This window comes from Pseudomonas fluorescens (assembly GCF_000968015.1).
In the GTDB taxonomy this organism is placed as follows: Bacteria; Pseudomonadota; Gammaproteobacteria; order Pseudomonadales; family Pseudomonadaceae; genus Aquipseudomonas; species Aquipseudomonas fluorescens_W.
On record NZ_LACH01000023.1, the window covers coordinates 39,875 to 53,279 of the forward strand.

Genomic DNA, 13,405 nt, shown 5'->3' on the forward strand with positions numbered 1-13,405 from the left:
ACATGACAATGAACACACAAGAAACCGCAAAAGCCCCGATCATCACCAGCATGCAGGTTGTTCCGGTGGCCGGCCACGACGGCATGTTGCTCAATCTGAGCGGCGCTCACGGGCCATTTTTCACCCGCAACATCGTGATCATCAAGGACAACGCCGGCCACACCGGCGTCGGTGAAGTACCGGGCGGCGAACGCATTCGCCAGACCCTTGAAGACGCTCGCTCATTAGTGGTTGGCAGCCCGATCGGCACGTATCAGAAGATCCTCAATCAAGTGCGCCAGACCTTCGCCGATCGCGATGCTGGCGGTCGTGGGTTACAGACGTTCGATTTGCGCATCACCATCCACGCCGTCACCGGCCTGGAAGCCGCCCTGCTCGACCTGCTCGGCCAGCACCTGGACGTGCCGGTCGCCGCCCTGCTCGGCGAAGGTCAGCAGCGCGACGAAGTGAAGATGCTGGGTTACCTGTTTTATGTCGGTGATCGCAACGAAACCGACCTGGCCTACCGCAGTGAGCCGGACGCCGACAACGACTGGTTCCGCATACGTCACGAAAAAGCCATGACCGCCGACGCCGTGGTGCGTCTGGCCGAGGCCGCCCACGCCCGCTACGGTTTCAAGGACTTCAAACTCAAGGGCGGCGTGCTCAGTGGCGATGAAGAAATCGAAGCCGTCACCGCCCTGGCGGAACGCTTCCCCGATGCGCGCATCACCCTCGATCCGAACGGCGCGTGGTCACTCAAGGAAGCCATTCGCCTGTGCCGGGATCAGCATCACGTACTGGCTTACGCCGAAGACCCGTGCGGCGCGGAAAACGGTTATTCGGGCCGTGAAGTGATGGCTGAATTTCGTCGCGCCACGGGTTTGAAAACCGCCACCAATATGATCGCCACCGACTGGCGGGAAATGGGCCACGCGATCCAGTTGCAATCAGTGGACATTCCGCTGGCCGACCCGCACTTCTGGACCCTGCAGGGCTCGGTCCGCGTGGCGCAGATGTGCCATGAGTGGGGCCTGACCTGGGGTTCGCATTCCAACAACCACTTCGATATTTCCCTGGCGATGTTCACCCACGTCGCGGCCGCCGCGCCGGGTGACATCACCGCCATCGACACGCATTGGATCTGGCAGGACGGCCAGCGCCTGACCAAAGCGCCGCTGCAAATCGTCAGCGGCTGCGTACAGGTGCCGAAGAAACCAGGGCTGGGCGTCGAACTGGACATGGATCAACTGGCCAAGGCTCATGAGTTGTACAAAGGCATGGGATTGGGCGCGCGGGATGACAGCGTGGCGATGCAGTTTCTGATTCCGGGATGGAAATTCGACAACAAGCGGCCGTGTCTGGTGCGCTAATCAGCAGGAACACCGTAATCCTGTGGGAGCGAGCTTGCTCGCGATGAGGCCATAACATTCAACATCATCATTGACTGTTACACCGCCATCGTGAGCAAGCTCGCTCCCACAGGAGTCGCATTCTCTAATTCGTCTGGGCCGCTTGCAGCAGCCAGCCCTTGAACGCCGCCATCGCCGACGTTTCAGGGCGCGACTGCAAACGGGTCAGCCAGTAACTGCCGGTGGTGATCCCGATGGCGAACGGTTGCTCGATTGCACCCGCCGCCAGTTGCCGGGCGAACATCAGCGGCGGCGCCAATGCAACGCCCACCCCTTGCAGCGCCGCCTCCATCATTGCCAGCGACGAGTCGAAGACGATACTTCGGGGCGGCGCTGTGTGAGTCGAGAGGCCGGTAGCCTGAAACCATTCGGGCCACTCGTCCGTGCGATAAGAACGCAACAGCGTTTGCTGCAATAGGTCTATCGGTGTTTTCAGTTGCCGGGCAATATCGGGAACGCACAATACCGATAACGGCGCCTCGATCAACCTGACTGCTTCAATCCCGTGCCAGGCTCCCGCACCAAACCGAATCGCATAATCCAACCCTTCAGCCGCCACATCCACGCGATTGTTGTTGGTCGACAGGCGCAAATCTATGAACGGATGTTTCGCCTGGAAGTCGGTCAACCGTGGCAACAACCAGCCTACCGCGAACGTCCCCACCGCGCCGACCGTCAATACCTCGCGAAAATGTCCGCCCTCAAATCGCTCAAGGGTGCGCGCAATACGGTCGAAAGACTCGCGCAACACCGGCAGCAGAGTTTCGCCCTCGCTCGTCAGCATCAGCCCACGGGGCAAGCGCTTGAACAGTGTCACGCCAAGTTGAGACTCCAGGCTCTTGACCTGATGGCTCACCGCCGCCTGTGTGACACACAACTCAACGGCCGCCCGGGTGAAACTCAAATGCCGGGCAGAGGCCTCGAAGGCGCGCAATGCATTAAGCGGTAATTGAGGCCGGATCATGCCCACTCCAAAATTTTTCTAATGGCTCGTCCGAAATATCATCGGTTGTCGAACCTCGGCAGACTGCATAGATTTGGCTCGCCCATCAGCAACCCGGATTGAAAAGCCGCTCGGAGTGTAGCGGTTAACACCCTTGAAACTCATGGAAAGTGAATCAATCATGCATAACAAACTCTTGTCCTACAGCGCTTTCGCACTTTTCCTCAGCGCCGGTCATTGCGTTGCTGATGACCGCATTGAAGCCATCGTGAAAGCCGCCATCGAACCGGTGATGCAGCAACAGCAGATCCCCGGTGTCGCGGTTGCGATTACCGTCAACGGCCAACCTCATTACTTTAACTACGGCGTGGCCTCGAAGGAAAACGGTAAAGTCGTCACTGAAAACACCCTGTTCGAGATCGGTTCGGTGAGCAAAACCTTCACCGCCACCCTCGCCGCCTACGCTCAGGCCACCGGCAAACTGTCCCTGTCGGACAAGGCCAGCAGCGTGCTGCCGGATCTTCGTGGCAGCGCGTTCGATAACATCAGCGTGCTGCAACTGGGCACCTACAGCGCCGGCGGTCTGCCGCTGCAATTCCCCGACGATGCCGATGCACCGGACAAGATGCTCGGCTATTTCCAGCAGTGGAAACCGACCTATGCCGCCGGCACCCATCGGCAGTATTCGAACCCCAGCCTGGGGTTGTTCGGTTACCTCGCAGCCCAAAGCATGGGCGCGCCGTTTGATGACGTGATGGAAAAAACCCTGCTGCCGAAACTCGGGCTGAAACACACCTACCTCAAGGTGCCGCAAGCTCAGATGGGGCTTTACGCTCAGGGTTACGACAAGGAAGACAAACCGGTGCGGGTTGGACCGGGAGCACTGGATTCGGAGGCTTATGGGGTGAAAACCAGCGCGGCGGACATGATTCGGTATGTTGAGGCGAACATGAAGCCGGCCAGCCTCGAAGCCCCAATGCAACGAGCAATCGCCACGACGCACACCGGTTACTACAAGGTCGGCGACATGACTCAAGGCCTCGGATGGGAGTTCTACCACTATCCGGTCCCCCTCGATAAATTGCTGGCGGGTAACTCGACGCAGATGGCGATGGAGGCTCACGAAGTCCAGTGGCTGACCCCGCCGCAACCTCAACCGGAAAGCGTGCTGATCAACAAAACCGGCTCAACAAGTGGCTTCGGTGCCTACGTGGCGTATGTGCCGTCGAAAGACATCGGCATTGTGATCCTGGCCAACAAAAACTACCCGAACCCTGAGCGGATCAAGATTGCTCATACGATATTGAGTGCTCTGAGCAAGTAACCTGGTACCTGTGGGAGCGAGCTTGCTCGCGATGGCGGCTTGGCAGTCACATTGTTGTTGAATGTGCAGATGCCATCGCGAGCAAGCTCGCTCCCACAGGGTTTGGCAGTGACAAACAAAATGGGCGACCCCTTGAGGTCGCCCATTTTCGTTAACCCGTAGCCATTGACCAAAATAGACTTATATGTCCACTATAGACAAATAGATCCATATCGCTCGCAGACAACACCCCCCTTGTGAAACAGGAGATCCATCATGATAAAAACAATGTGCCTGGGCTTTGCATTGGCATTGTGTGTCTCGAGTGCAATGGCGGAGAACAAACCTCTGCGCATCGGCATCGAAGCCGCCTATCCGCCGTTCGCCTTCAAGACGTCTGACGGCAGTATCGGCGGGTTCGACTACGACATCGGCAATGCGCTGTGCGCGCAAATGCAGACCAAGTGCGTTTGGGTCGAGCAGGAGTTCGATGGCCTGATCCCGTCGTTGAAAGTGCACAAGATCGATGCGGTGATTTCCTCGATGCTGATCACCGAGGAGCGCAAGCGTTCGGTCACCTTCACCGAAAAATATTATTCGAGCCCGGCCAGGCTGGTGATGAAGGCCGGCAACCACGTCGATGATGATTTCAAACAGCTCAAGGGCAAGCGCATTGGGGTGCAGCGCGGTACGTCTCAGGATCGCTACGCCACGGACAAGCTGCAACCGCTGGGCACCGAGATTGTTCGCTACGGTTCCCAGTCGGAAATCTACCTGGACATGCAGTCCGACCGGCTCGACGGCACCATCGCTAACGCAGCGCCGCTGCAAGAGGGTTTCCTGAAGACACCGCAAGGCCAAGGCTTCGCTTTCGTCGGACCGGAGCTGCGCAACAAGGAGTACTTTGGCGAAGGCACCGGTATTGCGGTGAGCAAGGGCAACACTGAACTGGCCCAGCGCTTCAATACCGCGATCAAAGCCCTGCGCGCCGACGGTACTTACCAGCATGTCGAGAAGAAGTACTTCGACTACAACATCTATGGCGATTGAGTCCCGGTTCGCTGGAGCACCTTGAATGACAGTCATCGACACCCTGATCCGCAACGCCACGCTCATCGATGGGAGCGGCACGCCGCCCTTTGTCGCCGATGTCGCGGTGGTGGATGGCAGGATCCACGCGATTGGCAGTTTTCCTGATCTGGACGCCCTGGACGTGGTTGACGGCCAGGGCAAAGTTCTCTGCCCGGGCTTCATCGATGTCCATACCCATGATGATCTGGCGCTGCTCAAGCAGCCGGCCATGTTGCCGAAAATCTGTCAGGGCGTGACCACCGTGATCGTCGGGAACTGCGGCATCAGTGCAGCCGGCGTGCGGCTTCGCGGCGAGCCGCCGGACCCGATGAACCTCCTCGGCGAGGCCGCGGACTTCAAATACCCGAGTTTCTCTGCCTATGCGGTAGCTATCGAAGATGTTCAACCGGCAGTAAACGTCGCGGCGCTGGTGGGGCATACCGCATTGCGCGCCAACCATATGGAACAGTTCGACCGCCCGGCGACGCTCCACGAGCTCGAAGCCATGCGCGAAGATCTCAAGGCTGCGCTGGAACAAGGCGCTTTGGGCTTGAGCTCCGGACTCGCCTACCGCAATGCCCTGCAAGCACCCACGACTGAAGTCGATTTCCTGGCGGCCACCTTGCAGGACGCCGGCGGAATCTACGTGAGTCATATCCGCTCCGAAGATGACGAAATTATCGAGGCCATCGACGAAGCCATCGACATTGGTCGCAACGCCAGCGTGCCGGTCATCATCTCTCACCTCAAATGCGCCGGGCGCGGAAACTGGGGACGTAGCGAGGCGATTATCGGCCAGATCGAAAAAGCCCGGCAGCAACATCCGGTGGGCTGTGATTGCTATCCCTATGCTGCCAGCTCGACTACCATCGATCCGCGCATCGTCGACGAAGGCTTCAAGATCCAGATCACCTGGTCTTCGCCCCACCCCGAGATGGCCGGGAAAAACCTCAAGGACATCGCCTCGCTCTGGGGTCTTTCACAGGTCGACGCCGCGCAACGGCTGGAGCCGGGTGGTGCGATTTATCACGAGATGGACGAGGCCGATGTATTGCGCATCCTGGCTTATCCGCAAACCATGATCGGCTCCGACGGCTTGCCCAACGACCCGCGTCCGCACCCCAGACTGTGGGGCACGTTTCCTCGGGTACTCGGCCATTACAGTCGGGATCAGGGACTGTTCCCGCTGGAAGAAGCCGTGCGCAAAATGACCGGCCTGCCTGCCGAACGTTTTGGCCTGCGCGATCGCGGTCGACTCAGCGTGGGGGCCTGTGCCGACCTTGTATTGTTCGACGCCGGCGATATTCGCGACTGCGCCACGTACGAACATCCGACACTGCCACCTCAAGGCATTGAGGCCGTTTGGGTCAACGGTGTGTTGTCTTACAGTCAGGGCAAAAGCACCGAGGCGCGCAACGGACAGTTTATTCGTCGCTAACCCTGCATGGGGCGCGTCGGCTAGTGTGGCGGCAAACAAAATGGGCGACCCCTTTGAGGTCGCCCATTGTCGTTACCGCGTCAGCTCAATGCCGAGTCGCCGGCTGAGCGTCAGGTGCATCGCTTCTCGGATCAAGATTTTCCCGTGCCTGATTCACCAACAACTCAGTGACCGCCGCCAATTGCTGAATCGACAGCAGCACCTTGCGGTTCGAGCCTTCCAGTTTCCCGGCAAAATTCGCAATCAGGACATTCAGGGAGGCAAGGTTTTCGCAGGCCTGATTCAGCAGGGTCAGCGTGTCGACACCGGGGGCAACAGTGAAAATCTGCTGGCTCGTGGCGGTACGCCCGGGGCTTCGGGTGACTGCGCCTTTTGCGGTTTCACAGGGCTTCGCGGGATCGGGATGATCGGCGCAGGTTAGGGTTTGCGGTTGATGCTTGTTGAGCTTTTTCACAGACGAGGCTCCTTGTAGTGTCATTGGTGTTTTCGTCCCTGGATCCCTCAATGTCGCGGATTCCCACGCCCGACCGCGATTTTGCGGTGGCTGACGAAGGCTAGCGGTGCTCTCTGACAGAAACCAGTTCATCAAGACCGACAGAACTTGCAGGAAACTTCCGAGACCTGAACATCTCGTCCTAGGACGCCCCAATTTCCGTAGCAGCTGTCGGATGTTGATTTCAATGTGTAGCCATTACATCGCTGCCCAAACCGCGTACGATCGCGCCCTTTTTAATCCACCCCGCCACGCATCCGCCCCCCAAACCGCTTTTGGCTCAGGGACTATGCTGAATCAGGGCATGAGGGCTGATCGATGAGAGTGCTGTTGGTCGATGATCACGCGGTGGTGCGCATGGCGATCGGGATGATTCTGGCCCGTGAGGGCCATGAGATTGTCGGCGAGTGCGACAACGGCGTGGACGCCCTCAGCCAGGCGTTCGAGCTCAAGCCCGATGCCATCGTGCTCGACCTCGACATTCCGCAGCTCGATGGCATGGCCGTCATCGACCGATTGCGCATCGGTGGCAGTCCGGCTCGGGTGCTGGTGCACACGGGGTTGAAAAGCCAGGCCTATGCGGCGCAATGCCTGCGCGCCGGTGCGTCGGCCTTTCTGTCGAAAATCGACGACCCGGTGGAAATCGTCACCGCCCTCAAAGCCGTCGCCAGCGGCAAGACCTGGTTTCCCGTGAGCACGTTCGACTCGGTGCGTAAAAGCGATTTCGCCCAGAACGATGCGCAGTTGCTGAGCGCCATCACCCGGCGTGAACTCAAGGTGCTGCACGGTCTGGCGCTGGGCAAAAGCAACAAACAAATCGCCGACGACATGCTGCTGAGCAACAAAACGGTCAGCACCTATAAAACCCGCCTGATGCAAAAGCTCAATGCGTCCACGCTGCTGGAACTGATCGAGTTCGCCAAGCGTAACGACCTGGTCTGAATCATGACTGCGATCTGTCGAGTTCTGTTGGGCGTGCTGATGCTGCTCTCCTTCCACGTCTGGGCCGAACCGCTTTCGTTGCTCAGTCGCGCAGCCGATAGCAGTGTGGTGTTGACGCTCACTACCGCGCAGCGCCAATGGCTGGCGCAAAAGGCTGTGCTGCGCGTCGGCGTGTACTTGCCCGACCGGCCACCGCTGGACATGACCGCCAATCAACAGGACTACGAAGGCCTGTCCGCCGATTACCTTGATGTGCTGGCGCGAGGTTTGGGCGTGCGCCTGCAGATCACCGGTTACGCCAGCCAGGAACAGGCCCTGGCGGCTCTGCAGCAGGACGAAGTCGATCTGGTTCCGCGGATCAATCACCTGAAACCGAAGTTTGCCGATCTGCTGCTGAGTGCGCCGTATGCCTACGATCAGGCGGTGTTGATCAGCAAATTCGGCACCCATTGGCCCAACGATCAACCGCCGGCCGGCACTACGGTGCTGTTCGATCCCGACTGGATAGCGCAGGAGCGTGTGGCGGCACTGTTTCCCCGGATGCAGGTGGAGTCCGTGCATTCCACCCAACAAGGCCTTGGCCTGGTCGCCTATGGCGAAGGCATGGTGCTGCTAACTGATGCGATTTCCGCTCAGTACCTGGTGGAACGCAGTTATCAGCAGAGCCTGAAACAGACGATCCAGCGCGATTCCGAGGGGCAGGGGTTCAGCTTCGCGGTGCAACGTCAGGACAGTCAGTTGCGGACCCTGCTCAACGGCGCCCTGTCGAACATTTCGCCCCAGGAACGCAGCGTGATTGCCCGACGCTGGGGCATCGGTGCCAATCCGAAACTGGGTTACAGCCGCCTGCAACTGACCGCGGCCGAGCAGCAATGGATCAAGGATCATCCCCGCATCGACGTACTGGCCAGCGACCTGTACTCGCCCTTCAGTTTTTTCAACGCCGACGATCAACTGCGTGGCATGGCAGCCGATTTGCTGGAGCTGATCAACGACCGCACCGGCCTGGTATTCCAGCCGGGCAGAATCACATCCATCGACGCCATGGTCAGCCGTGCGCAACGTGACCCGGTCAGCCTGATCGGCGCGCTGACTTACAGCGAGCGCCGCGAAACCAGCCTGGTGTTCTCCCGTCCCTATGTGGTCAACCCCTTTGTGCTGGTCACCCGAACCCAGACTGAACATACGGGCCTCACCGGTCTGAAAGGCCTGCGCGTGGCGATTATCAAGGGCTCCGCCGCCGCCAACTGGCTGGAGCGTGAGTGGCCGGACATTCAACAGGTGGAAGTCGATGCGCCCATCGAGACCTATGAATTGCTCGCCGAGGGGCGGGTCGACGGGGTCATCCAGCCGCAAATGGGCGCCGCTTACCTGATCGACCGCTTTTTTCGCGGTCGCTTGCAAATCGATTCAGTGATCGGTGCCCAGCCTGCGCTGATCGGCTTCGCCACCGGGCACCAGAACGCCGAACTGATCTCGATCCTCAACAAGGCCCTGCTCGACATCCCGCCCGACAAGTTCAGCAGCCTGGCCAATCGCTGGCAAAACCCGCAGGAGAGCGAGGGCGGCTGGAACGCCTACAAAAGCTGGTTCTACAAAGCGGTGCTGGGGTTGTTGGGGGTGGTGCTGGCGATTCTGGCCTGGAACCTGGGCTTGCGCCGGCAGATCGCCGAACGCCAAAAAGCGCAAAAAGCCTTGAACGACCAACTGGTGTTCATGAAGGTGCTGGTGGACGGCACACCGCACCCGATCTATGTGCGTGATCGCCAAGGTCTGCTGCTGACGTGCAATCGCGCGTATCTGCAAGTGATGGAAATCAAACTTGATCAGGTGCAGGGCAAAGGCTTGATCGAGGCGAACATCCTCGCCCCCGAAGACGCCTACCGCTACAAGCGAATTCATCAGGCAACCCTTGCCAGCGGCGAGCCGTCCTTTGACAACTTCGCCATGACCGTCAACGGCAAGACGTATCACATTTACCACTGGGCCCTGCCCTATCGCGATTCCGACGGCACCATGACCGGCGTCATCGGCGGCTGGATCGATCTCACCGAACAACAGCATTTGCAGCACGCCCTGCATCAGGCCAAGGATCTGGCCGAAGCAGCCAATCGCGGCAAAAGCCATTTCCTGGCGGTGATGAGCCACGAAATCCGCACGCCCATGAGTGCCTTGATCGGCGTGCTGGAATTGATGCATGACAAACGTCCTGACGCGGAACTGATCGACATAGCGCAGAAGTCGGCCGGCGGCATGATGGAGCTGATCGGCGAGATTCTCGACCTGTCGAAAATCGAGTCCGGCCAGTTCGAATTGCGTACCGGCACCTGCCATCCCGAGCAGTTGGTCAACACCGTGATCCAGAGTTTCGCCAGCCTCGCCCGGCAGAAAAACGTGGCGCTGGCATTCGTGCCGCACGGGACCGACTGCGCAGTGGAAATGGATTCCCTGCGGTTCCGGCAGATTGTCTCGAACCTGATCAGCAACGCGATCAAGTTCACCCCCAAGGGCACCGTCACCGTTGAGCTGACGCTTGAGCCTGATGACGATCTCGCCCATCTGCGCCTGGAGGTATTGGACACTGGCATCGGCATGGACGAGCAGCAACGCCAGCGGCTGTTTCAACCCTACACGCAGTTCGATTCCAGCGATACCGAGTTGCAGGCAGGCAGCGGTCTGGGCCTGGCGATCTGTCAGCAATTGACGCAATTGATGGGCGGGCGACTGACCTGCGTCAGCGAGCCGGGACGAGGCTCGTGTTTCACCCTGGAGCTGGACGTTGCAACGGTTGCGGGCGACGAAGCGCTGCCCTCGGTCGATGCCGGGCACCTTGCGCCGCTGCCTGCGCGCAACATCCTGATCGTCGAGGATCACGAGTTCAATCGCGTGGTATTGCAGCGCCAACTCGAGGCCTTGGGCATGCGCGTGACCTGTGCCGACAATGGCCTTGAGGGCTTGCGGCGGTGGGCTCAGGAAGACTTCGACTACGTGATCACCGACTGCAACATGCCGCAGATGAGTGGAGATCAGATGACCCGTCAGTTAAGAACGCTGGAAGCCAACAAAGGACGCCCACCCACCCACGTGGTCGGATTGACGGCCAACGCCCAGCCCCAGGAAATCCAGCGTTGCCTGGACGCCGGGATGAACGATTGCCTGTTCAAACCCGTTACCCGAACCACACTGGAGCGCTATCTTCGCCAGGTCGAACAGACGCAACAGGCCGCCGCACCGTGCTTCGACCTGTCCAAAATCAGCGACATCACGGCCGGCGACGCGGCGATGACCCGACAATTGCTGGCCACCGTGCTGCGCACCAATCAGGAAGACTTCTACGCCATGCAAGCGCTGTACGCGGGAGGTGATTTCGCTGGCATGGGCAGCCGTTGCCACAAGATCCTCGGCAGTGCGCGGATCATCCACGCGGCGCCATTGATCAACGCTTGCGAGCACCTTGAACAGGGTTGCGAAAATGCCGTTCCGGGAAACGAATTGAGCCTGTTGCATGAGGCCTTCGTCCTGCAAATGAAGCGTCTTCAGGAGAGCATCAGAACCAGTATCAACACCTGCGTGTAGGACGTTTCCCACAAAAAGTTAGGAAGCGCCCGCGTTACCCATCCCCCTCGCCTACGGAGAATCCGCGCCTCAATTCCCTGCAGTCGGCGGATGATCATGTTTACGTTTGGTGTGCGGTTGTCTCGTGTTTCGGTGTCCGGCGCGTTGTTGATGCTCGGTTGCGTACCGGCTTCAGTGTTCGCCGCCAGCTGCGATCAACTCGATTGCCTGACATCGTCGCAGGCCAATCTAGTAGTGAACGATGGCAGCACGTTGTCCGTCGGCACAGGGGGTACCCTGACCAACAGCACAGTGAGCTTGGGATTCATACACATCCTGGATGCGGGGGATGCAGCCGGCATCACGGTCGACGGCAATGGATGGCTGCATCTCTATGACGCCGGATCGGCATTCGGCTCCGTCGTCGAAGCCGGCAACATGGTCGTCGTCGGTTCAGCCACGGCACTTCGCACCACCGTCAATGGTGGTGAGCTGGACGTGGCGCAAAATGCCGTGGTCAGCGACACCCGACTCAACGGTGGCGCCATGTGGGTGTATGGCGATGCCACCGCCAAGAACACTCGCGTCAACAACAGCCGCATGACCGTCTATCAAAACGGCAACGCCGACCGCACGACGGTCAATGACGGTGGCGATCTGTCGGTCAACGATAACGCTTCGGTGATCAACACCGAGGTCAATCAGGGCGGTTTGATGCAAAGCGTGGCGGGCACTCATGTGCACTTCACCACCGTCAATCAGGGCGGAGTGATGGTGCTGGGTGACCGTGCCGATGCCAGCGACACGACGATCAATTCGGGCGGTTTCCTGCAACTCAAGGGTGATGCGATCCTGGGCGGTGCGAGCCACGTCGACGGCCAGGTCGCGTTTGCCGACCCGGCCGTCAACGGTTTTCATACGCTGACGATCAAAGGGCCACTGACCGGCGACGGCACGTTCCTGATGAACACGGATCTGACTGCACTTCGGGGTGATCTGCTCAGGGTGCAAGGTCCGGTCAGCGACAGCCACACCCTGGTGGTTGCTGACTCGGGCAACTCGCCAAGTGGTGCGCAGCAGAAATTGATGCTGGTGAATGGCAACGGTGGCAGCGGCAACTTCAAGCTCTACGGTGAAACCGTGGATGCCGGGGCCTATCGTTACCAGTTACAGCAGCAAGGCAACGACTGGTACCTGGCCAATCTGGCGGCTCAGGATCCGCAGAACCCGGACACGGTGGTCGAACCTGTTGAACCTGCCGAGCCAGGCCTGCCCGATACGTCAGACAAAACCCCCGCCCCGCCGCCGCACGTTCCGCAGGCGCAAACCCTGAGCAAGGGCGCCAATGCGGCGGTGGCCAGTCACGCCGCCAGCGCAGCGTTGATCAGCGCCCAGATGAACGCCACGGCCCAACACTTTGGCGAACTGCGCTCGGGCAAGGATCAGGGCGGGGTCTGGACTCGTGGCTACAGTACCGAACAGCATCTGGACACCGGTGCCAGCCGCGCCTTCGACCAGCAAGTCAACGGCATGGAGATCGGTGCCGACAAAGCCCTGCCTTTCGCCGACGGCACGCTTTACGTGGGTGGTTTGCTCGGCAAGGGTCAGGGCCGGCAACAATTCGGCGAGGCCAGCAAAGGCACAATCGACAGCCGCACGCTCGGCGGTTATGCCAGCTACCTGGACCGCAGCGGCCTGTACATCGATGGCGCACTGAAATACAGCCGTCTGGATAACGAAATCGACATCACCAGCAACCTTGGGGACAAGGTCAAGGCGCGCTACAAGAACCACGCGGTCAGTGCGGATGTGCAAATGGGCAAGAACATCGATCTGGGCCAGGGCTGGTTTGTCGAACCTCAGGTGGGGCTGCAAATGGCGCACATCAGTGGGGGGCGCTACACGGCGAGCAATGGCTTGAACGTCGAGCAGGATGCGATGAACTCGGTTCAAAGTCGTGTCGGCGGGATGTTCGGGCGCCATCTGGAACTGGGCAACGGCATCGCCGTGAAACCCTATGCCAAAGCGACGTGGATCACCGAGCATGCCGGCGACAGCCACGTGAAGGTCAACGGGGCAAAACTCGACAGCCGCCTGCCGGGTTCGCGGGGCGAGATCGGCGGTGGGGTGATGGTCAATGCAGCAGACAGGCATAACCTCTTCGTCGAAGCGGGCTACACCAAAGGCAGCGATATCGAGCAGCCTTGGGCGTTGACTGCGGGGTATCGCTACAACTGGTAAACACATCTTTGTAGCAGCTGGCGCAGCC

The 13,405-nt window shown here is 59.7% G+C and carries 9 protein-coding genes; 7 read left to right on the forward strand and 2 right to left on the reverse strand.

The annotated features are described in order from the left end of the window. Positions 1 to 8: 8 nt before the first annotated feature. Positions 9 to 1,352 carry a glucarate dehydratase gene (gene gudD, locus VD17_RS13100; protein ID WP_046054172.1) on the forward strand — a complete coding sequence of 448 codons (1,344 nt, stop codon included), beginning with the start codon at positions 9 to 11 and terminating at the stop codon, positions 1,350 to 1,352. Positions 1,353 to 1,476: 124 nt separating this feature from the next. Here the strand turns inward: gudD and VD17_RS13105 are convergent, their stop codons facing one another. Further along, a complete protein-coding gene (locus tag VD17_RS13105; RefSeq protein WP_046054173.1) occupies positions 1,477 to 2,355 on the reverse strand; it encodes a LysR family transcriptional regulator in 879 nt (292 codons plus the stop codon). Between the two features lie 160 nt (positions 2,356 to 2,515). Here VD17_RS13105 and ampC point away from each other — a divergent pair, with 160 nt between their 5' ends. From ampC to VD17_RS13120, 3 genes are all read left to right on the forward strand, one after another. Next, complete coding sequence (ampC, locus tag VD17_RS13110; RefSeq protein ID WP_311132806.1) at positions 2,516 to 3,658, forward strand: class C beta-lactamase; 1,143 nt, start codon at positions 2,516 to 2,518, stop codon at positions 3,656 to 3,658. 255 nt (positions 3,659 to 3,913) lie between these two features. Beyond that, complete coding sequence (locus VD17_RS13115) at positions 3,914 to 4,687, forward strand: ABC transporter substrate-binding protein (RefSeq protein ID WP_046054175.1); 774 nt, start codon at positions 3,914 to 3,916, stop codon at positions 4,685 to 4,687. Between the two features lie 25 nt (positions 4,688 to 4,712). Further along, entirely contained in the window at positions 4,713 to 6,146 is a 1,434-nt protein-coding gene (locus VD17_RS13120) for an N-acyl-D-amino-acid deacylase family protein (RefSeq protein WP_046054176.1), read from the forward strand. 85 nt (positions 6,147 to 6,231) lie between these two features. Here the strand turns inward: VD17_RS13120 and VD17_RS13125 are convergent, their stop codons facing one another. Further along, positions 6,232 to 6,600, reverse strand: coding sequence for a DUF6124 family protein (locus VD17_RS13125; RefSeq protein WP_046054177.1), 369 nt, complete (start codon positions 6,598 to 6,600; stop codon positions 6,232 to 6,234). Between the two features lie 357 nt (positions 6,601 to 6,957). On the opposite strand from VD17_RS13125, the gene VD17_RS13130 reads away from it, so the two are divergent. From VD17_RS13130 to VD17_RS13140, 3 genes are all read left to right on the forward strand, one after another. Next, positions 6,958 to 7,581, forward strand: a complete 624-nt coding sequence (locus tag VD17_RS13130) for a response regulator transcription factor (protein ID WP_046054178.1) — start codon at positions 6,958 to 6,960, stop codon at positions 7,579 to 7,581. A gap of 3 nt (positions 7,582 to 7,584) precedes the next feature. Next, positions 7,585 to 11,157 (forward strand): ATP-binding protein, encoded by a 3,573-nt coding sequence (locus tag VD17_RS13135; RefSeq protein WP_046054179.1) that lies wholly within the window; start codon positions 7,585 to 7,587, stop codon positions 11,155 to 11,157. Between the two features lie 96 nt (positions 11,158 to 11,253). Continuing rightward, complete coding sequence (locus tag VD17_RS13140; RefSeq protein WP_046054182.1) at positions 11,254 to 13,377, forward strand: autotransporter outer membrane beta-barrel domain-containing protein; 2,124 nt, start codon at positions 11,254 to 11,256, stop codon at positions 13,375 to 13,377. Positions 13,378 to 13,405 lie beyond the last annotated feature (28 nt).